19 protein-coding genes and 1 pseudogene are annotated in these 20102 nt (G+C 59.7%); 12 read left to right on the top strand and 8 right to left on the bottom strand.

The genetic code is table 11. From position 1 onward, the window contains the following. Nucleotides 1-122: 122 nt before the first annotated feature. From mprF to J3D54_RS14685, 3 genes and pseudogenes are all read left to right on the top strand, one after another. Nucleotides 123-2765 carry a bifunctional lysylphosphatidylglycerol flippase/synthetase MprF gene (gene mprF / locus J3D54_RS14695; protein WP_253419348.1) on the top strand — a complete coding sequence of 881 codons (2643 nt, stop codon included), beginning with the start codon at nucleotides 123-125 and terminating at the stop codon, nucleotides 2763-2765. After that, nucleotides 2765-4060, top strand: coding sequence for a virulence factor family protein (locus J3D54_RS14690; RefSeq protein ID WP_253419346.1), 1296 nt, complete (start codon nucleotides 2765-2767; stop codon nucleotides 4058-4060). The genes mprF and J3D54_RS14690 overlap by 1 nt, the downstream gene beginning before the upstream one ends. 234 nt (nucleotides 4061-4294) lie before the next feature. Further along, a pseudogene (locus J3D54_RS14685) lies at nucleotides 4295-4501 on the top strand (DUF3077 domain-containing protein); the annotation flags it as partial. 202 nt (nucleotides 4502-4703) lie between these two features. Here the strand turns inward: J3D54_RS14685 and J3D54_RS14680 are convergent. Next, complete coding sequence (locus J3D54_RS14680; RefSeq protein WP_253419344.1) at nucleotides 4704-6605, bottom strand: potassium transporter Kup; 1902 nt, start codon at nucleotides 6603-6605, stop codon at nucleotides 4704-4706. Between the two features lie 290 nt (nucleotides 6606-6895). Here J3D54_RS14680 and rimO point away from each other — a divergent pair, with 290 nt between their 5' ends. The 6 genes from rimO to tsaA all read left to right on the top strand — a co-directional run bounded on the left by rimO (nucleotide 6896) and on the right by tsaA (nucleotide 12143). Then, a complete protein-coding gene (gene rimO / locus J3D54_RS14675; protein ID WP_018926946.1) occupies nucleotides 6896-8233 on the top strand; it encodes a 30S ribosomal protein S12 methylthiotransferase RimO in 1338 nt (445 codons plus the stop codon). A gap of 124 nt (nucleotides 8234-8357) precedes the next feature. Further along, the gene (locus J3D54_RS14670; protein WP_253419341.1) at nucleotides 8358-8831 is read left to right on the top strand and encodes an acetyltransferase; all 474 of its coding nucleotides are present in this window, start codon (nucleotides 8358-8360) and stop codon (nucleotides 8829-8831) included. A 195-nt stretch (nucleotides 8832-9026) separates the two neighbouring features. Further along, nucleotides 9027-9737, top strand: coding sequence for an rRNA pseudouridine synthase (locus J3D54_RS14665; RefSeq protein ID WP_019580978.1), 711 nt, complete (start codon nucleotides 9027-9029; stop codon nucleotides 9735-9737). A 75-nt stretch (nucleotides 9738-9812) separates the two neighbouring features. Further along, nucleotides 9813-10283 (top strand): DUF1456 family protein, encoded by a 471-nt coding sequence (locus tag J3D54_RS14660; RefSeq protein ID WP_018926949.1) that lies wholly within the window; start codon nucleotides 9813-9815, stop codon nucleotides 10281-10283. A 204-nt stretch (nucleotides 10284-10487) separates the two neighbouring features. Beyond that, entirely contained in the window at nucleotides 10488-11258 is a 771-nt protein-coding gene (locus J3D54_RS14655) for an SDR family oxidoreductase (protein WP_253419338.1), read from the top strand. Between the two features lie 183 nt (nucleotides 11259-11441). Continuing rightward, on the top strand, nucleotides 11442-12143 hold the full coding sequence (gene tsaA, locus J3D54_RS14650) for a tRNA (N6-threonylcarbamoyladenosine(37)-N6)-methyltransferase TrmO (RefSeq protein WP_253419335.1): 702 nt from the start codon (nucleotides 11442-11444) through the stop codon (nucleotides 12141-12143). Nucleotides 12144-12216: 73 nt separating this feature from the next. Here tsaA and fpr read toward each other — a convergent pair whose 3' ends face one another. After that, nucleotides 12217-12996, bottom strand: a complete 780-nt coding sequence (gene fpr / locus J3D54_RS14645; RefSeq protein WP_003443014.1) for a ferredoxin-NADP reductase — start codon at nucleotides 12994-12996, stop codon at nucleotides 12217-12219. 122 nt (nucleotides 12997-13118) lie between these two features. Between fpr and J3D54_RS14640 the strand changes: the two genes are divergently transcribed. Continuing rightward, complete coding sequence (locus tag J3D54_RS14640; protein WP_253419332.1) at nucleotides 13119-14045, top strand: LysR family transcriptional regulator; 927 nt, start codon at nucleotides 13119-13121, stop codon at nucleotides 14043-14045. On the opposite strand, the gene J3D54_RS14635 is transcribed toward J3D54_RS14640, so the two are convergent. The 3 genes from J3D54_RS14635 to J3D54_RS14625 all read right to left on the bottom strand — a co-directional run bounded on the left by J3D54_RS14635 (nucleotide 14042) and on the right by J3D54_RS14625 (nucleotide 16098). Next, on the bottom strand, nucleotides 14042-14404 hold the full coding sequence (locus tag J3D54_RS14635; RefSeq protein ID WP_253419329.1) for a diacylglycerol kinase: 363 nt from the start codon (nucleotides 14402-14404) through the stop codon (nucleotides 14042-14044). The two genes, J3D54_RS14640 and J3D54_RS14635, sit on opposite strands and share 4 nt — an antisense overlap. Nucleotides 14405-14479: 75 nt before the next feature. Further along, nucleotides 14480-15130, bottom strand: a complete 651-nt coding sequence (gene erdR / locus J3D54_RS14630) for a response regulator transcription factor ErdR (RefSeq protein WP_018926954.1) — start codon at nucleotides 15128-15130, stop codon at nucleotides 14480-14482. Between the two features lie 209 nt (nucleotides 15131-15339). Beyond that, nucleotides 15340-16098: a tRNA-uridine aminocarboxypropyltransferase gene (locus J3D54_RS14625; protein WP_253419327.1), complete on the bottom strand. Its 759-nt coding sequence runs from the start codon at nucleotides 16096-16098 to the stop codon at nucleotides 15340-15342. A gap of 189 nt (nucleotides 16099-16287) precedes the next feature. Between J3D54_RS14625 and J3D54_RS14620 the strand changes: the two genes are divergently transcribed. Then, the gene (locus J3D54_RS14620; RefSeq protein WP_253419324.1) at nucleotides 16288-16713 is read left to right on the top strand and encodes a PA3611 family quorum-sensing-regulated virulence factor; all 426 of its coding nucleotides are present in this window, start codon (nucleotides 16288-16290) and stop codon (nucleotides 16711-16713) included. On the opposite strand, the gene J3D54_RS14615 is transcribed toward J3D54_RS14620, so the two are convergent. Beyond that, the gene (locus J3D54_RS14615) at nucleotides 16714-16908 is read right to left on the bottom strand and encodes a hypothetical protein (protein WP_253419321.1); all 195 of its coding nucleotides are present in this window, start codon (nucleotides 16906-16908) and stop codon (nucleotides 16714-16716) included. A gap of 491 nt (nucleotides 16909-17399) precedes the next feature. Between J3D54_RS14615 and J3D54_RS14610 the strand changes: the two genes are divergently transcribed. After that, nucleotides 17400-18518, top strand: coding sequence for a TIGR00730 family Rossman fold protein (locus J3D54_RS14610; protein ID WP_253419318.1), 1119 nt, complete (start codon nucleotides 17400-17402; stop codon nucleotides 18516-18518). Between the two features lie 42 nt (nucleotides 18519-18560). On the opposite strand, the gene recX is transcribed toward J3D54_RS14610, so the two are convergent. Next, nucleotides 18561-19028, bottom strand: coding sequence for a recombination regulator RecX (gene recX / locus J3D54_RS14605; RefSeq protein ID WP_007940560.1), 468 nt, complete (start codon nucleotides 19026-19028; stop codon nucleotides 18561-18563). An 8-nt stretch (nucleotides 19029-19036) separates the two neighbouring features. After that, nucleotides 19037-20089, bottom strand: coding sequence for a recombinase RecA (gene recA, locus J3D54_RS14600; RefSeq protein ID WP_007940559.1), 1053 nt, complete (start codon nucleotides 20087-20089; stop codon nucleotides 19037-19039). Between the last annotated feature and the right edge of the window lie 13 nt (nucleotides 20090-20102).

Here is a 20102-nt window from a genome sequence, read left to right as displayed (position 1 = left end):
GGTGATGCGCCATCGCCGATACCCGGTGAGACGCGTTAATATTTGTGATTATTTTTTTCTACAGGGATTGGTAACTTGGCTGGATACCCCCATCCTGTCGCGCACAATCCAAGAGGTGATTGATGCGCGCCAACTCGTCTGATCCACAAGACACCGTCACAGCGACACAACCGATCAAAGCGGAGCGTCTGCGCTTGCTGGATCGAATCAGCAAATACCGTCAACCCATCGGTCTGGCGGTCACTTTGCTGCTGTTCGCTATCGCGCTGATTGCCTGTCGTCATCTGCTGAGCGAACTCGATCTGTACGCGCTGCACGACTCGATCCTGGAAGTGCCGAGACCGGCCTTGCTGGGTGCGTTAGGCGCGACCGTCGTCGGCTTCATCATTCTGCTGGGTTACGAATGGTCGGCCAGTCGTTATGCCGGCGTGACGCTGGCACCGCGAGTCGTGGCGCTGGGCGGTTTCACCGCCTTCGCCATCGGCAATGCCATCGGTCTGTCGCTGCTGTCGGGGGGCTCGGTTCGCTACCGTCTATATGCACGGCATGGCGTGGGGGCTTCGGAAGTCGCACACATGACGCTGTTTGCCAGCCTCTCGCTCGGCTGTGCCCTCCCGCCCCTGGCCGCCCTCGCCACCCTCAGCAACCTGCCTGCCGCTTCACTGGCCCTGGGTTTCTCCGAGACGTTGCTGGGTGCGATTGCAATGGGCGTGCTGCTGCTCACCACGGTACTGGCGATCGGCATCTACCGTCGTCGCTTGCCGGAACAGCCTTACCCGGACAACCTGCTGGTCAAGGTCGGCCGCCGCACCTTGCGCTTGCCGGGCCGCCGCCTGACCTTCCTGCAACTGGTCATTACCGCTCTGGACGTAGCTGCCGCCGCGACGGTGCTCTATCTGTTGCTGCCGGAAGCGCCGCCCTTCGGTGCGTTCCTGCTGGTCTACCTACTGGCTCTGGCCGCCGGCGTGCTCAGCCATGTACCCGGCGGTGTCGGGGTGTTCGAAGCGATTTTGCTGGCGGCCTTCGCCGACAAGCTCGGTGCGGCGCCACTGGCTGCTGCCCTGCTGCTCTACCGCCTGATCTACGTGATATTGCCGCTGCTGGTGGCTTGCATATTGTTGCTGATCAACGAAGGCCAGCGCCTGTTTCAAACGCGCCAGTCGCTGCGCGCCGCCTCAGGCCTGGCCGCGCCGATTCTGGCGGTGCTGGTGTTCCTGTCCGGCGTGGTGTTGCTGTTCTCCGGCGTGACACCGGAGATCGATACACGTCTTGAACACATCGGTTTTCTGATCCCGCATCGACTGGTCGACGCCTCGCACTTCGGCGCCAGCCTGGTGGGCGTGCTCTGCCTGCTGCTGGCTCAGGGCTTGCGTCGCCGCCTGTCGGCCGCGTGGATGCTGACCACTATTCTGTTGTTGGTCGGCGCCGTGCTCTCTCTGCTCAAAGGCTTCGACTGGGAGGAAGCTTGCCTGATGACCCTGACAGCAAGTTTGCTGGGGGTTTTCCGGCGTTCGTTCTACCGTCCCAGCCGCCTGACCGAGCTGCCGTTTTCGCCGCTGTATCTGGTGTCGAGTCTTTGCGTACTCGGCGCATCGATCTGGTTGCTGCTGTTCGCCTATCAGGACGTTCCCTACAGCCATCAACTCTGGTGGCAGTTCACCCTCGACGCCGATGCCCCGCGAGGCTTGCGCTCGTTGCTCGGTGCCGCGGTCCTGCTGGTGGTGGTGTCCCTGACCTGGCTGCTGCGCACCGCGCGCCCGGTGATCCACCTGCCAACCGCCGATGAACTGGAGCGGGCGGCAAAGATCCTCATGGCTTCGTCCCAACCCGATGGCGGCCTGGCCCTGACCGGTGACAAGGCGCTGTTGTTTCACCCTAACGACGAGGCGTTCCTGATGTACGCCCGCCGTGGCCGCAGCCTGGTGGCGCTGTATGACCCGATTGGCCCGACCCAGCAGCGAGCGGAAATGATCTGGCAGTTCCGTGACCTGTGCGATATCCATCACGCCCGCCCTGTGTTTTATCAAGTGCGTGCCGAGAACCTGCCGTACTACATGGACATCGGCCTGACCGCGATCAAGCTCGGCGAAGAAGCCCGGGTCGATCTCAAGCGTTTCGATCTCGAAGCCAAAGGCAAAGAGATGAAGGACCTGCGCTACACCTGGAACCGTGGCACCCGTGACGGCCTGTCACTGGAGATCCATGAGCCGGGACAAGCGCCGATGGACGAGCTCAAGGTGATTTCCGATGCCTGGCTGACCGGCAAGAATGTGCGCGAGAAAGGCTTCTCGCTCGGGCGTTTCAGTGATGACTACCTCAAGCACTTCCGTATTGCAGTGATACGTTTCGAAGGGCGCCCGGTGGCGTTCGCCAACCTGCTCGAGACCTACGGCCATGAACTGGCCAGCCTCGACCTGATGCGCGCGCACCCCGATGCCCCGAAGCTGACCATGGAGTTCATGATGGTCGGCCTGATTCAACATTATAAAAATCATGGATACGCGCGTTTCAGCCTGGGCATGGTGCCATTGTCGGGGTTGCAACCCCGGCGCGGCGCACCACTGACCCAGCGCTTGGGCTCGATGGTGTTCCGCCGTGGTGAGCAGCTGTATAACTTCCAAGGTTTGCGCCGCTTCAAAGACAAGTTCCAGCCTGACTGGGAACCCCGTTATATGGCCGTGCCCGCCGGACTCGATCCGCTGGTGGCCCTGGCCGACACTGCCGCCCTGATTGCGGGCGGCTTGACTGGATTGGTGAAACGCTGATGATTCAACGCTCCCTGCGGTACGTACTGGCCACACTGGTAGTGCTGGCCCTGATTGTCGGTGGCGGTTACTGGTACCTCAAACGCCCGGCACCCGAACCGACCCTCGAACTGCTGACGCCGGCCGATGGCGCCGCGATGACCCGCGTCATCCCCGGCACCACGCCGCGCGCGCAGGTGCTGGTGGCGGTCAATGAAGAACAGAAGCTCAGCGATAAACAATTGATGACCCTGAGCCGCAGCGGCTCGGCGCAGATCGTCCAGGTGATCCTGCCCAAGGACTGCATCCAGCAAAGTCGGGCCCTGCAAGCAGGCCTCAGAGAACTCAAAGGCCCGGCAACCCTGGTCAGCGGCATCGGTCCTGGCGCAGTGCTGGCGTGGCGCTGGCTGGCCGAGCAGAAGGACGACAAGGCCCAGGCCATTTCGGTTGACCTGGCCCTGGAAAAACCTGGCTGCACTCATCTGCTGCCAAAAAGTGCTGCCCACGGTCACTGGCTGGTGGCCTGGAACGACAACCCGGATGACACCAGCGCCGGCTTCGTGCGTGACCAGCCCAACGCCGAAACCAGCATCAGCGACTACGACATCAACCTGCCGCAAGTGCTGAACAACGAACTGCGCAAAACCCTCGTCGGTGGCGATAAAGCCGCCGGCGGCCTGCAGATTCCGGTGGTCGAAGTGCCGGCCGGCCAAGCCAAGGACACCGTCACCCTGTTCCTCTCCGGCGACGGCGGCTGGCGCGACCTGGACCGCGACGTGGCCGGCGAGATGGCCAAAATCGGCTATCCAGTGGTCGGCATCGACACCCTGCGCTACTACTGGCAGCACAAGAGCCCGGAACAAAGCGCTCTGGACCTGACCGAACTGATGCAGCACTACCGGCAGAAATGGGGCACCAAGCGCTTCATCCTGACCGGCTACTCGTTTGGCGCCGACGTCCTGCCAGCCATCTACAACCGCCTGCCGGAATCAGAACAGCAACGCATCGACGCAATCATCCTGCTGGCCTTCGCCCGCACCGGCAGCTTCGAGATCGAAGTCGAAGGCTGGCTCGGCAACGCCGGCAAAGAAGCCGCCACCGGCCCGGAAATGGCCAAGCTGCCGCCGGCGAAAGTGGTGTGCATCTACGGCGAGGAAGAAGTCGACGAAAGCGGCTGCACCGACAAGACCGCCGTGGGCGAAGCGATGAAACTGCCTGGCGGCCATCACTTCGACGAGAACTATCCGGCGTTGGCGCAGCGGTTGGTGGATGCCATCGTGAAGCGTCAAGCGAAGGAGACGCCGGCTCAGGAGTGATCTGAGTCCCCGGACACAAAAAAGCCCCCGACACCTCACGGTTTCGGGGGCTTTTTCATTAGCACGCAATTTAACCGCACCACAGATCCCTGTGGGAGCGGGCTTGCCCGCGATGACGTCGGCAGGTCCGACATTGATGTAACAGACATACCGCTATCGCGGGCAAGCCCGCTCCCACAGGGGGCTGCGCTGAACTCAGATAAATGGGGACATGTTTAGTTTCGTTTACAGAAGGTGTCACAAGCCTCCGACCTGCTGTTCCTCGCCAAATCATTTACCGAGGATGCCGCCTACGCAAAGGACACCGACCGCCACGCCTGGGCCGCGCATTATCTGACGGCTATGTCCAAGGCAGTGATTGATGATGTGGTGAAGGTGCTGACGCCGCGACCTGCCCGGACACAGACCGAATCTGAAGCAGAGCGGCCTGAAAGCCAGTAAAGGCACATTCCAGCAAACACTCAATTCCCCTGTGGGAGCGGGCTTGCCCGCGATGACGGCAGCAGATCCGGCATTGATGTGACAGACATACCGCTATCGCGGGCAAGCCCGCTCCCACAAGGATTTTTGTAGGTTCGGATCAAGTGCCAGACGATAAAAAGCCCCCGCTACCTTCACGGCAACGGGGGCTTTTTCATGAGGCTTACATCTCGACCTGGGTACCCAGTTCAATCACCCGGTTCAGCGGCAAGTTGAAGAAGCGCAGGTTGCCATTGGCGTTTTTCAGCATGAAGGCGAACAACGCCTCGCGCCAGCGGGCCATGCCTTCGAGCTTGGAGGCGATGACCGTCTCGCGGCTGAGGAAGTACGTGGTGCGCATCGGGCTGAAGTCCAGGTCATCGAGATGACACAGTTTCAGCGCTTGCGGCACGTCCGGCTCGTCGGTGAAACCGAAGTGCAGGATGACCCGGAAGAAGCCTTCGCCGTAGGAATCGACCTCGAAACGTCGTTGCGGCGGAACGCGCGGGATGTCTTCGTACACCACTGTCAGCAGCACCACTTGCTCGTGCAGCACCTGGTTATGCAGCAGGTTGTGCAACAGCGCGTGGGGCACGGCATCCGGGCGCGCGGTAAGGAACACAGCGGTGCCCTGGACCCGATGTGGCGGTTGCACGCGGATACTGCTGATGAAGATCGGCAGCGGCAACCCGCCTTCGTCCAGGCGATCGACCAGCAGTTGCTTACCGCGTTTCCAGGTGGTCATCAGCACGAACAGTGCGATACCGGCGATCACCGGGAACGCACCGCCCTGGACGATTTTCGGCACGTTGGCGGCGAAGTACAAACCGTCTACCAACAGGAAGCCGAGCAACACCGGAACCGCGAGAACCGGAGGCCATTTCCATAGCAGCAGCATCACCGCCGACACCAGAATCGTGGTCATCAGCATGGTCCCGGTCACCGCCACACCGTAGGCCGAGGCCAGGGCACTGGAGGACTCGAAGCCCAGGACCAGCAGGATTACGCCGACCATCAGCGCCCAGTTCACCGCGCCGATATAGATCTGCCCTTGCTCGGCACTGGAAGTGTGCCGAATACGCATGCGCGGAATGTAGCCGAGCTGGATCGCCTGACGGGTCAGGGAGAAGGCACCGGAAATGACCGCTTGCGAGGCAATCACCGTGGCCATCGTCGACAACGCTACCAACGGGATCAGCGCCCAGCTTGGCGCCAGCAGATAGAACGGGTTGCGGGCGGCTTCCGGATCACCGAGCAGCAAGGCGCCCTGGCCGAAGTAGTTCAGCACCAGTGCGGGCAATACCAAGATGAACCAGGCCCGAGCGATCGGCTTGCGACCGAAGTGGCCCATGTCGGCGTACAGCGCCTCGGCGCCGGTCAACGCCAGCACCACGGCACCCAGAATCGTGATCCCCATGCCTGGATGGTCCATGAAGAAGCGTACGCCCCATACCGGGTTTATCGCTTGCAACACTTCCGGGTGCTGGTTGATGCCATACACGCCCAGCGCGCCGAGTACCAGAAACCAGGTGACCATGATCGGCCCGAACAGAATGCCGATCCGCGCCGTACCATGACGCTGGATCAGAAACAGCGCCACCAGCACGATCAACGACAGCGGCACCACCCAATGGTCGATGCCTTCGAAGGCCAGCCCCAGCCCTTCAATCGCCGACAGCACGGAAATCGCCGGGGTGATCATGCTGTCGCCGTAGAACAGCGCCGTGCCGATCAGCCCGCAGACCACCAGCAGCGTGCGCAATTTTGCATGCCCCGCCGCCGCTCGTCGTGCCAGCGCGGTCAAGGCCATGATTCCGCCCTCGCCCTGGTTGTCGGCACGCAGCACGAACAGCATGTATTTGATCGACACGACCCAGATCAGCGACCAGAAGATCAGCGCCAGAATGCCCAGCACGCCGTCATGGTTGACGGGCACGCCATAGCCACCGGAAAACACTTCTTTGAGGGTGTACAACGGGCTCGTGCCGATGTCGCCATAAACCACTCCGACCGCCGCAACCAGCATGCTGATCGGCTTCGCCGCCGAATGTCCGCCGGCTATCGCCTGACTACTTGCCTGCCCCATCCATCACTCCTACTACTCAGATCCGGGCTTCTTCGAAGAAGCACTATGATTTGTGGTGCAGCATGCACTGTTTTACTTGTTGTTACAGACGATTTATTGACTGTAAAAAATCGGTAAAGCGTAACGGCGCGAAGCATAGCGCAGCACTCGTCGTATTTCCCTGCATAAAGCTGGTCAAGTGCGCCGCCCATCGTTAGAATTGCGCACTTTTTGACCAGAGGGTGCAACATAGCGCCCGTCTGTCGCCTTGCCGTCTTCGGCTGGAGGCGTCACAAATACCGAGGTTAGACATGTCCACCACTCCTGCGCCGGCCAATCCAAAGGTTGGCTTCGTATCCCTGGGTTGCCCGAAAGCACTGGTCGACTCCGAGCGCATCCTTACCCAGCTGCGCATGGAAGGCTATGACGTTGTGTCCACTTATCAGGACGCTGACGTCGTGGTGGTCAACACCTGCGGCTTCATCGACTCGGCCAAGGCTGAGTCCCTGGAAGTGATCGGCGAAGCCATCAAGGAAAACGGCAAGGTCATCGTGACTGGCTGTATGGGCGTGGAAGAAGGCAATATCCGCAACGTGCACCCAAGTGTGCTGGCCGTGACCGGTCCGCAGCAGTACGAGCAAGTGGTCAACGCCGTGCACGACGTCGTGCCGCCGCGTCAGGATCACAACCCGCTGATCGACCTGGTGCCGCCGCAAGGGATCAAACTGACCCCGCGCCACTACGCCTACCTGAAGATTTCCGAAGGCTGCAACCACAGCTGCAGCTTCTGCATCATCCCGTCGATGCGCGGCAAACTGGTCAGCCGCCCGGTCGGTGACGTGCTCGACGAGGCCCAGCGCCTGGTCAAGTCCGGCGTCAAAGAGCTGTTGGTGATTTCCCAGGACACCAGCGCCTACGGCGTCGACGTGAAATACCGCACCGGCTTCTGGAACGGCGCGCCGGTGAAAACCCGCATGACCGAACTCTGCGAAGCCCTGAGCACCCTCGGCGTCTGGGTGCGTCTGCACTACGTTTACCCGTACCCGCACGTCGATGAGCTGATCCCGCTGATGGCCGCCGGGAAAATCCTGCCGTACCTGGACATCCCGTTCCAACACGCCAGCCCGAAAGTCCTCAAAGCCATGAAACGCCCGGCCTTCGAAGACAAGACCTTGGCTCGAATCAAGAACTGGCGCGAGATCTGCCCGGACCTGATCATCCGTTCGACCTTCATCGTCGGCTTCCCCGGCGAAACCGAAGAAGACTTCCAGTACCTGCTGAACTGGCTGACCGAAGCGCAGCTGGACCGCGTCGGCTGCTTCCAGTACTCGCCGGTCGAAGGCGCACCGGCCAACGATCTGGACCTGGAGATCGTGCCGGACGACGTCAAGCAAGACCGCTGGGATCGCTTCATGGCGCACCAGCAGGCCATCAGCTCGGCGCGCCTGCAAATGCGCATCGGCCGTGAAATCGAAGTGCTGGTGGACGAAGTCGACGAGCAAGGCGCGGTCGGCCGTTGCTTCTTCGATGCCCCGGAAATCGACGGCAATGTGTTCATCGACAACGGCAGCAACTTGAAGCCGGGCGATAAGGTCTGGTGCAAAGTGACCGACGCCGACGAATACGACCTGTGGGCTGAACAGATCTAAACGCAAAAAATACGAAAAGCCCCGCTCTCTTGGCGAGATGCGGGGCTTTTTTACGTCTATCGTTTTGTGGGAGAAAAACTCGCAGCCTTACGGGAACGGCTCTTAACAGAAGGAGCAAGCGGCCATGCATCAACATTCGGTCATTTACACACCGAAACAGAGCGACTACGAAGAACTCACCCAAGTGTGGGAAGCCTCGGTGCGCGCTACCCATGACTTTCTGCCCGACAGTTACATAGAACTGCTGAAAAACCTGGTGCTGACCCGCTACCTCGACGCCGTCATGCTGATCTGCACTAAAGACTCGCGCCAACACATTACCGGGTTCGCCGGCGTGGCGGCGGGCAAGATCGAAATGCTGTTCATCGACCCGGATCACCGCGGCCAGGGCTTGGGCAAGCAATTGCTGCACTACGCCCTGGAACACCTGAACGCTGATGAGCTGGACGTCAACGAGCAGAACCCGCAGGCCCTGGGGTTTTACTTCAAGCAGGGCTTCGAGGTGATTGGTCGTTCGGAGCATGACGGTATGGGCCAGCCTTATCCATTGCTGCATATGCGTTTGCGCCAGGCGCAACAACGCACGCGCAATGGCTGACACAAACAATGTGGGAGCTGGCTTGCCTGCGATGCAGACGACGCGGTCTGTCTGTCAGGTCGAAGCGATGCAATCGCAGCGGTGCGGCGATCCGACAAGCCAGTTCCCACAAAAAGCCACATGAGGCAAATGGACTCGCGATTAACCCGCGCCCAGCAGGTACAATGCCCACCCCTTTTTTGTTACGGCCCTGTCATGACTGACCCGATTCGTCTCTCCAAACGCCTCATCGAACTCGTCGGCTGCTCCCGTCGGGAGGCTGAGCTGTTCATCGAGGGCGGCTGGGTCACCGTGGACGGTGAAGTCATCGACGAGCCGCAGTTCAAGGTCGACACCCAGAAAGTCGAGCTCGACCCAGAGGCCAAGGCCACTGCGCCGGAGCCGGTGACCATCCTGATGAACGTCCCGGCGGGCATGGACGCGGACAGCGCCATGGCGACCCTCAGCGCCGCGACCCTGAGCGAAGAACACCGCTACGGCAAACGCCCGCTCAAGGGCCACTTCTTGCGCCTGACCGCCAGCGCCGACCTGCAGGCCAACGCCAGCGGTCTGTTGGTGTTCACCCAGGACTGGAAGATCCTGCGCAAACTCACCGCCGATGCCAGCAAGATCGAGCAGGAATACGTGGTCGAGGTCGAAGGCGACATGGTGGCTCATGGCCTCAACCGCCTGAACCACGGCCTGACGTACAAGGGCAAGGAACTGCCACCGGTCAAGGCCAGCTGGCAGAACGAAAACCGTCTGCGCTTTGCCATGAAGAACCCACAACCGGGCGTGATCGCCCTGTTCTGCCAGGCCGTCGGCCTCAAGGTCGTCGCCATCCGCCGCATCCGCATCGGCGGCGTGTCCATCGGCAAAGTGCCGTTGGGGCAATGGCGCTACCTGTCCGGCAAAGAAAAGTTCTAAGGCTTTTCCCGCCGCCATACATTTCGGCGCCGCAGCTTTATGCGGCGCCCACAGCGAAATATCAGGACTGCACACATGATTCATAACGACGTACTGCGCAGCGTGCGCTACATGCTCGACATCAGCGACAAGAAAGTCATCGAGATCATCAAGCTCGGCGGCATGGACGTCACTCTGGAAGACCTGGTGACGTACCTCGACAAGAAAGAAGAAGACGAGGAAGGTTTCGTACGTTGCCCGGACGAAGTCATGGCGCATTTCCTCGACGGTCTGGTGATCTTCAAGCGTGGCAAGGACGAAAGCCGTCCGCCGCAGCCGATCGAAGTGCCGGTGACCAACAACATCATCCTGAAGAAATTGCGCGTCGCCTTCGAACTGAAGGAAGACGACATGCACGCCATCCTCAAGGCCGCCGAGTTCCCGGTGTCCAAGCCTGAGCTGAGCGCGCTGTTCCGCAAATTCGGCCACACCAACTACCGCCCGTGCGGCGATCAATTGCTGCGCAACTTCCTCAAGGGCCTGACCCTGCGCGTGCGCCCGCAGTAAATCGCCCACGAACGCCACAGTCCCTGTAGGGGCGAGGCTTGCCCGCGAAGGCGATCTTCAAAACGCCATCGCCAGCAAGCTGTGCTCCTACAAGGGCGGTGGCGGTTCAAGGCTGTATAGACCCACATTCCGCGCAAAAATAGTGGCTCCGCTTCCGGCGGCTGAAGACTAGGGTGTATTGACCCTCAGCCCTCAGGACTCGCCATGCACCCCTACTTCTCTCTGCAAGGCCGCACCGCTCTGGTGACCGGCGGCACCCGCGGTATCGGCAAAATGATCGCCAAGGCTTATGTCGAGGCCGGCGCCACCGTGTACGTGTGCGCCCGGGATGCCGAGGCTTGCCAGCAAACCGCCATTGAGCTGAGTGCTTTCGGGGTTTGCCATGCCGTGGCCGCCAACCTGGCGCACGAAGAAGGCGTTCAACAACTGGCTGCGCACTTGAGCGAACAGATCAGCCAGCTGGATATTCTGGTGAACAACGCCGGCACCACCTGGGGCGCGCCGCTGGAGAGTTACCCGGTCAAGGGCTGGGAAAAAGTCATGCAGCTCAACGTGACGTCGGTATTCAACTGCATTCAGCAATTTCTGCCGCTGCTGCGCAAGGCCGGTTCGGCGGCGAGTCCGGCGCGAATCATCAACATCGGCTCGGTGGCCGGGATTTCATCCTTCGGCGAACAGGCGTATGCCTACGGCCCGAGCAAAGCCGCCCTGCACCAACTGTCGCGGATCCTGGCGCGGGAGCTGGTGAGCCAGCACATCAATGTCAACGTGATTGCCCCGGGACGCTTCCCGAGCAAGATGACTCAGCACATTGGCAATGATGAGCAGGCGCTGGCTGAGGACACGGCGTTGATTCCAATGAAGCGCTGGGGCCGGGAGGAAGAAATGGCGGCGCTGGCGATCAGCCTGGCGAGTACGGCCGGGGCTTATATGACCGGGAATGTCATTCCTTTGGATGGTGGGTTCAGCCTCTGATCCGCGGTGCGGCTATCGCGGGCAAGCCACGCTCCCACAGGTTTTATGCCGTACACAACATTTGTGTTCTCTCGAGAACCCTGTGGGAGCGTGGCTTGCCCGCGATGACGGACTGACAGGCGCCACCGTTGCAACGGTTGATCGGGTTATCATCCCCACCCCAACCCTGCCTCGACCCAGACCATGACCTACAGCGTTTCCCCCATCGGCTTCGTGCGCTCCGGCTTCAAGGAGAAGTTCGCCATTCCGCGTCAACCGCAACTGGCCCCGGCCGCTCGCGGCGTGCTGGAGCTGGTGGCGCCGTTCGATCAGGGTGATGCCGTGCAGGGGCTGGAGCAGGTCAGCCATGTGTGGCTGTTGTTCCTGTTCCATCAAGCGCTGGAAGAAAAGCCACGCCTCAAAGTCCGCCCGCCGCGCCTGGGTGGCAACAAATCCATGGGCGTGTTCGCCACCCGCGCGACACATCGCCCCAATGGCATCGGTCAGTCGGTGGTCAAACTGGACAAGGTCGAAGCCAATCGGCTGTGGATCTCCGGCATCGACTTGCTGGACGGCACGCCAGTTCTCGACATCAAACCCTACGTGCCCTATGCCGACATCATCAACACGGCGTCCAACAACATCGCCAGCGCCCCGCCGCTGCTGATTCCCGTGCAGTGGACGGACTCAGCATTACAACAGGCCCACAGCCACGCTCAGCGGCTTGGCGAGCCCCTGGTTGAGCTGATCGAGCAATGCCTGGCACAAGATCCACGCCCGGCGTACCAGATCCCTACGCCTGAGCGGGAATACGGCGCGCAGTTCTGGGATCTCGATGTGCGCTGGCACTACCCCCAAGCCGGACTTATCCGCGTTCTCGAAGTCATTCCCGTACCCAACCCGTAGGCGATTTCGTCCGGCATAAAAAAGCCCCCATTGCCTGCACAGGCAATGGGGGCTTTTTAGTAATGCGGTGTTCTTACTTCTCGACGAACGCACGCTCGATCAGGTAATCACCCGGCTCGCGCATCCGTGGCGAAACTTTCAGGCCGAAGCTATTCAACACTTCGCTGGTCTCGTCGAGCATGCTCGGGCTGCCGCACAGCATGGCGCGGTCGTCCTGCGGGTTGATCGGTGGCAGACCGATGTCGCTGAACAGCTTGCCGCTGCGCATCAGGTCGGTCAGGCGGCCTTCGTTTTCGAACGGCTCGCGGGTCACGGTCGGGTAGTAAATCAACTTGTCACGCAGGGCCTCGCCGAAGAACTCGTTCTGCGGCAGGTGCTCGGTGATGAATTCGCGGTAAGCGACTTCGTTGACGTAACGCACGCCGTGGCACAGGATCACCTTTTCGAAACGCTCGTAGGTTTCCGGGTCCTGGATGACGCTCATGAACGGCGCCAGACCGGTACCGGTGCTGAGCAGGTACAAATGCTTGCCAGGCTTCAAGTCATCCAGCACCAGGGTGCCGGTAGGCTTTTTGCTGATGATGATCTCGTCGCCTTCCTTCAGATGCTGCAACTGGGAAGTCAGCGGGCCATCAGGCACTTTGATGCTGAAGAACTCGAGATGCTCTTCCCAGTTCGGGCTGGCAATCGAGTAAGCGCGCATGAGCGGCCGGCCGTTGGGCTGTTGCAGGCCGATCATCACGAACTGACCGTTCTCGAAGCGCAGGCCCGGATCGCGGGTGCACTTGAAGCTGAACAGAGTGTCGTTCCAGTGATGAACACTGAGGACACGCTCGTGGTTCATGTTGCTCATGTACGTGGGACTCCTGGAGATTTTGCCTGCGCCAATGATGTGCACAATTGCATCGCATTCTAATGGCAGCGACAATATCTGTTAAATGGATTATTAAGATAAGGGTTATCGGTTATATAGATATGCGATTTACTCTCCGTCAACTTCAAGTATTCGTCGCCGTCGCCCAGCAGGAAAGCGTATCCCGTGCCGCGGGCCTGCTCAACCTCTCGCAATCGGCGGCGAGCACCTCGATCACCGAGCTGGAGCGCCAATGCAGCTGTCAGCTGTTCGATCGCGCCGGCAAACGGCTGAGCCTCAACGCCCTCGGCAAACAGCTGTTGCCGCAAGCGGTGGCCCTGCTCGATCAGGCCAAGGAAATCGAAGACTTGCTCAACGGCAAGTCCGGTTTCGGCTCCCTGGCGGTGGGCGCGACCCTGACCATCGGCAATTACCTGGCCACGCTGCTGATCGGCAGCTTCATGCAGCGCCATCCGGAAAGCCAGGTGAAGCTGCATGTGCAGAACACAGCCAACATCGTGCAACAGGTGGCTCATTATGAAATTGATCTGGGTCTAATCGAAGGCGACTGCAGCCATCCGGACATCGAAGTGCAAAGCTGGGTCGAAGATGAGCTGGTGGTGTTCTGTGCGCCCCAGCATCCGCTGGCCAAACGCGGCACAGCCAGCATGGAGGAGCTGAGTCATGAGGCGTGGATTCTCCGAGAACAAGGCTCTGGCACACGGCTGACGTTCGACCAGGCCATGCGCCACCACCGCAGCGCGCTGAACATTCGCCTGGAACTGGAACACACCGAAGCGATCAAGCGCGCGGTGGAATCGGGTTTGGGGATTGGCTGCATTTCACGCCTGGCGCTGCGCGATGCGTTCCGTCGTGGCAGCCTGGTGCCGGTGGAAACACCGGATCTGGACCTGGCGCGGCAGTTCTATTTCATCTGGCACAAACAGAAATATCAAACCTCGGCGATGCGCGAATTCCTCGAACTGTGCCGCGCCTTCACCGCCGGGGTTCAGCGCAGCGACGAGATCGTTCTGCCTGCCATCGCTTAAAGCAGGATCACCGCCCATACCAGCGCGACCATGCTCAACGCTACGAGTTGAGCGGCGCTACCCATGTCCTTGGCATTCTTGGACAGTGGGTGCAATTCCAGGGAAATGCGGTCGATGGCCGCTTCGACCGCCGAGTTGAGCAATTCGACAATCAACGCCAACAGGCAGACTGCAATCAGCAGCGCCCGCTCGACACGGCTGACGTTCAGGAAAAACGACAGCGGAATCAGGATCGCATTGAGCAACACCAGTTGCCGAAAAGCCGCTTCACCGGTGAAGGCCGCGCGCAGACCGTCCAGGGAGTAGCCGGAGGCGTTGAGGATGCGTTTTAGGCCGGTCTGGCCTTTGAAAGGTGACATAGAGTAAGCAACTGACCAAAAAGGAGTGGGAAAGCTAGATGAAGCAAAGTCAAAAAAGCGTGAATACATAACACCTTAGTGGCTCGAAATTGACTCAAGTTGTTGCAAGAGCAGCGCCGCCTGAGTCCGGGTCCGTACATTCAGCTTACGGAAAATCGCGGTGACGTGGGCTTTGATCGTCGCTTCGGAAACGCTCAATTCGTAAGCAATCTGCTTGTTCAGCAAACCCTCACAGACCATGGTCAACACCCGGAACTGCTGGGGCGTCAGGCTGGCAAGGCCTTCACTGGCCGCCTTGGCTTCGTCGGAAACGCTGACCGCTTCGAAGGCCTGGGGCGGCCAGAAAACGTCACCATCGAGCACCGCGCGCACGGCTTTTTGAATAACACTCAGGTCACTGGACTTGGGAATGAAACCGCTGGCGCCGAACTCACGGGATTTCACCATGATCGACGCTTCCTCCTGAGCCGACACCATCACCACTGGAATCTGCGGGTACTGACCACGCAACAGCACCAGCCCGGAAAAACCGTAAGCCCCTGGCATGTTCAGGTCCAGCAACACCAGGTCCCAATCGGCCTTTTCGGTCAGACGGCTTTCCAGCTCGGCAATGCTTGCCACTTCCACCAGACGGACATCCGGGCCCAGGCCCAAGGTCAACGCTTGATGCAAGGCACTACGAAAAAGAGGATGGTCGTCGGCAATCAGGATTTCGTATGTGGCCATTTTTCAAATGATCCTGTTTTTCAAACAACTCCAGGTGCAGCCACGCAGATGCACCAACAGGGCACGTTCAACGCCAATCACATGGCTATTCACGTAAAAATACGGCGTATCAAACGATGGCCGCGCCCTAATCGGCGCCAAGCATGCCCAGCGAAACCGGGGTGGTCAAGATACATAACCGGTACAGTTCTTTGCAGTATGGGCGACAATCAGAACATGGCGGGGACGTCGTTATGAACAAACGGCATCAGCTCGGCGTGGGCCGGTGTGGCGAGGTTCATGTCCAGTTGGTTTTTTGCGTCCAGATAATGCTGACTGAACACGTCAAAATAAGCGTCCAGCGCTGACGCGGCCTCGGTATCACCGGCCAGATCGAGACACAGTGCAGCCACTTCAGCGGTGCATAAATGTTCGCTACGGGTAGAACGGCGCAGTCGATAACGTGACAGTTTTTCGGGCAGCAGGCTCAAGATCGGCAAGCGATCAAAATACGGGCTCTTGCGAAAGATCTTCCGGGCTTCGGTCCAGGTGGCGTCCAGCAGAATGAACAGCGGACGCTTGGTGCTATCGGTCTCGACGCTGTTGGTGACGCGTTCGGGCTCAACGTATTCACCCGGAAAGACCAGATACGGCTGCCATTGCGGATCGGACAACAGCGCCAACAGTTGCTGATCGACTTCAGTACGCGACCAGATAAACGCATGGTTATCGCGCACCACATCGGCAATCAGCCAACCGGTGTTGCTTGGCTTGAACACTTCTTTGTTGGTCATGATCAGGCACACACCACTGCGGGTTTCGACCTGCGGGCGCCAGGCGCACAGGCAGTGGCTCTCGATCACGCGACAGGCACGACAACGAGCTGCACGCCAGCCACGGGCCTGAATCGGCTTGATGCCCGCCTCTTCGCGCTCATCGCGCAAGCGGGCTACGGCGTTCACCGCAAAGGGCGCTGGGGTAGGACTCATCGCAGGCAACGCTGTCGGCTAAGGGAAATCGACACAAAAAACACTCGGCAAGGCAGAAAGTGCCGGCAGTTTATCAGAGCGGTCGGCGCAAGCCTGTACCGTCCAGGCCACTGCCCCTATAATTCGCCGCCACTGAACGCACAGTCACGTGGTTGGTCGAACCACCAGTCACTGAACCAGGAGAGTTTCATGCTGCGCCTTATCGTTCCCACCGCTGCCGTTTTGCTGGCGTCGTCCTTCAGCGCTCAGGCTGCTTCATTGAGTGAGCAGAATCTGAACAGAGAGCTGCGAAACGTCGCCGTACAAAGCAGCGTTGGCACTCCACGGGCGATCAACGAAGATATTCTTGATCAGGGCTACACCGCCGAAGGAAAAGTGCTGATCAACCACTTGAGCGTGCAAAGCAGCCACGCCGAAAAAATGCGCGCCGATCCCAAAGCGGTGTACTTCCAGCTTGGCGCCTCGGTATGCAGAAACCCAGGCTTCCGCAAGCTGATGGCCAAGGGCGCGATCATGCGTTACGACTTCACCGAGGTGAAGACCAACCGTCCGGTCGGCTCCGCAAGCTTCCAGGAATCGGACTGCCCGAAAGAGACTCCCGCGAAGAAGAAATAACTATCTGGCATTGGCGCGCCGCTGTTCATCCTCGGCGCGCAGCTCTGCCAATAGCGCCTGCAAGTAACGCGAACGTCGCTCACCGCCATCCAGACGTCGGCAGCACTCCTCTTCGAGACTCAAATGATGGGTCTCGGCCGATGCTTTCAGCAATCGATACAGTTGTGCATCGATCTCCAGAGTCACTCTGGGCATGGTTTCCCGCCTCCCTGCATGCATTGATCGCCGTTGATCACGCGATAAATCCCTGAATTGCTTGAATGATGCGTCCTGCCGTTGACGCAAAGTTGTCGTGTCACGCCTGTAACTTAGTAAATCAGAGCGCGGGACATGCGGCTTGCGTTCAGACGAGCGGTGAAAGCACCTTGCAAATCGTCAATAAGCGGTTGCCACGAAAGACTTTGCGGCGCAATGATCAAGCCAGCGAAAATCGTCGCGAGGGTCTAAATTCAAAGTGTTCATGTTGTTTTTTTGAGGGTAGAAAAGGGGCTGCCCATTACGATGTCTTATTGTGCGAACGTTTCTTTCATTCAAGGGATAAGCAGAGCCCGTATGGATGGCTCGATTGCAACCGAGTCAGGTTAGAGCGCCCGGGCATGGGCTTGGGCAGACAGCGACACAAGGGGTGTCGCGGCGCCGACGATTGTTTTGTCGGGCCGAGGGTTCTGTGCAGAAGGAGAAGTTGAATGCCTTACCAACCGAATGACCTACTGAGCCGTCATTTTCAAGAAAGCGGCCACGACCTCACCAGCAAGGTCGAAGAACAACTCAACCTGGTTTCACCCAACAGCCCCAACATCCCGATTTACCGCGACATGATCCTGACCGTGCTGCGCATGGCTCAGGAAGATCACAACCGCTGGAATGCCAAGATCACCCTGCAAACCCTCCGTGAACTCGAGCACGCTTTCCGTGTGCTGGAGCAGTTCAAGGGTCGACGCAAAGTCACCGTTTTCGGCTCGGCCCGCACGCCGATAGAACACCCGCTTTATGGCCTGGCCCGAGAACTGGGAGCCGCTCTGGCGCGCTCGGACATGATGGTCATCACCGGCGCCGGCGGCGGCATCATGGCGGCAGCCCATGAAGGTGCCGGCCTGGAACACAGCCTGGGATTCAATATCACCCTGCCCTTCGAGCAGCATGCCAACCCCACGGTCAATGGCACCGCCAACTTGCTGCCCTTCCACTTTTTCTTTACCCGCAAGCTGTTCTTCGTCAAGGAAGCCGATGCGCTGGTCCTGTGCCCTGGCGGGTTTGGCACGCTGGATGAAGCGCTGGAAGTACTGACCCTGATCCAGACCGGTAAAAGCCCGCTGGTGCCTGTCGTGCTACTGGATGCGCCGGGCGGCAAGTTCTGGCAAGGCGCGCTGGACTTCATTCACCATCAACTGGAGGAAAATCGCTACATCCTGCCGACCGACATGAAGCTGCTGAGCCTGGTCTACAGCGCCGAAGAGGCCGTCGAGCAGATCAACCAGTTCTACAGCAATTTCCACTCCAGCCGCTGGCTCAAGCATCAGTTCGTAACTCGCATGAACCATAAGCTCAGCGACCGGGCGCTTGAACACATGCAGGAGGCATTCGCCGACCTGTGCCTGAGCGATCATTTCCATCAGCATGCCTACAGTGGCGAGGAGCACGACGAAGCGCAGTTCAGCCATCTGGTGCGCTTGTCCTTTACCTTCAACGCTCGTGATCATGGCCGTCTGCGGGAATTGGTGGATTACATCAACCTGCCGGAAAACTGGGCCCAGTCCAGACCCCAGGCACAACAACGCACACGGGAACCGTCCAAGGTAACGTGATGCAAAAAAACGGCCCGCTATCGAAATAGCGAGCCGTTTCAGTCAATCGTCCATCCCTCGGCCGCTGAACAAGCGGCTGATCATTTCCATGGAGTATCCCCGATAACTCAGGAACCTGCCCTGTTTGGCACGCTCCCGGGCGTCTATCGGTAAATGCCCGGAAAATTTGCGCCGCCAAGTGTCTTCCAGTTGTTCCTGCCAATCGATACCACTCTCGCGCAAGGCGAGCTCAATGTCGGTACGTTGCAGACCACGCTGGCTCAGCTCTTCGCGAATGCGCAAAGGGCCATAACCGGAACGGGCACGGTAGGAAACGAAGCTTTCGAGGTAGCGGGATTCGGACAACAGCCCCTCTTCCGTCAAGCGGTCGAGTGCTGTGTCGATCATTTCAGGGAGGGCGCCGCGCTGACGCAGTTTACGCGTCAGCTCGACTCGACCGTGCTCGCGTCGCGCGAGCAGGTCCATTGCGGTTCGCCGCACCGCGACGAGTGTATCGAGTACGGCGGTCATCGGATTAATCAGATATCAGCGTCAGCCAAGTCGTCTTCGGTCTCTCTGACGGCCGAAGCCTTGACGTCCGGTGCCGGAGTCAGCAGCTTGTCGCGCAGCTGCTTCTCGAGGGTCGCGGCGATTTCCGGGTTGTCTGCCAGGAACTTGGCCGAGTTGGCCTTGCCCTGACCGATCTTGGTGCCGTTGTAGGCATACCAGGCACCGGACTTCTCGACGAAACCGTGCAGCACACCCAGGTCGATCATCTCACCGTTGAGGTAGATGCCCTTGCCGTAAAGAATCTGGAACTCGGCCTGACGGAACGGCGAAGCCACTTTGTTCTTCACGACTTTGACGCGGGTTTCGCTACCGACGACTTCATCACCTTCTTTCACCGCGCCAGTACGGCGGATGTCCAGACGAACCGATGCGTAGAACTTCAGCGCGTTACCACCGGTGGTGGTTTCCGGGCTGCCGAACATCACGCCGATTTTCATGCGGATCTGGTTGATGAAGATCACCAGGCAGTTGGCGTTCTTGATGTTACCGGTGATTTTACGCAGCGCCTGGGACATCAGACGGGCTTGCAGGCCCACGTGCATGTCGCCCATTTCGCCTTCGATTTCAGCCTTTGGCACCAGAGCGGCCACGGAGTCGACGATGATCACGTCAACGGCGTTGGAACGCACCAGCATGTCGGTGATTTCCAGGGCCTGCTCGCCGGTGTCCGGCTGGGAAACCAGCAGGTCGTCGACGTTGACGCCCAGTTTGCCGGCGTACTCAGGGTCGAGGGCGTGTTCGGCATCGACGAATGCGCAGGTCGCGCCGGCTTTTTGAGCCTGGGCGATCACCGACAGTGTCAGGGTGGTTTTACCGGAGGATTCAGGACCGTAGATTTCAACGATACGGCCTTTTGGCAGGCCGCCAATGCCGAGCGCGATGTCCAGACCCAGAGAGCCAGTGGAAATGGCCGGGATCGCCTGACGGTCCTGATCGCCCATACGCATTACGGCACCCTTGCCGAATTGACGTTCGATCTGACCCAGGGCCGCAGCCAAGGCTTTCTTCTTGTTGTCGTCCATTAAAGTCCTCACG

The sequence above is a fragment of the Pseudomonas sp. GGS8 genome (assembly GCF_024168645.1).
Lineage (GTDB): Bacteria > Pseudomonadota > Gammaproteobacteria > Pseudomonadales > Pseudomonadaceae > Aquipseudomonas.
Note: the sequence above shows the minus strand (reverse complement) of the source record. Positions and strands in the feature narration are given on the sequence as shown.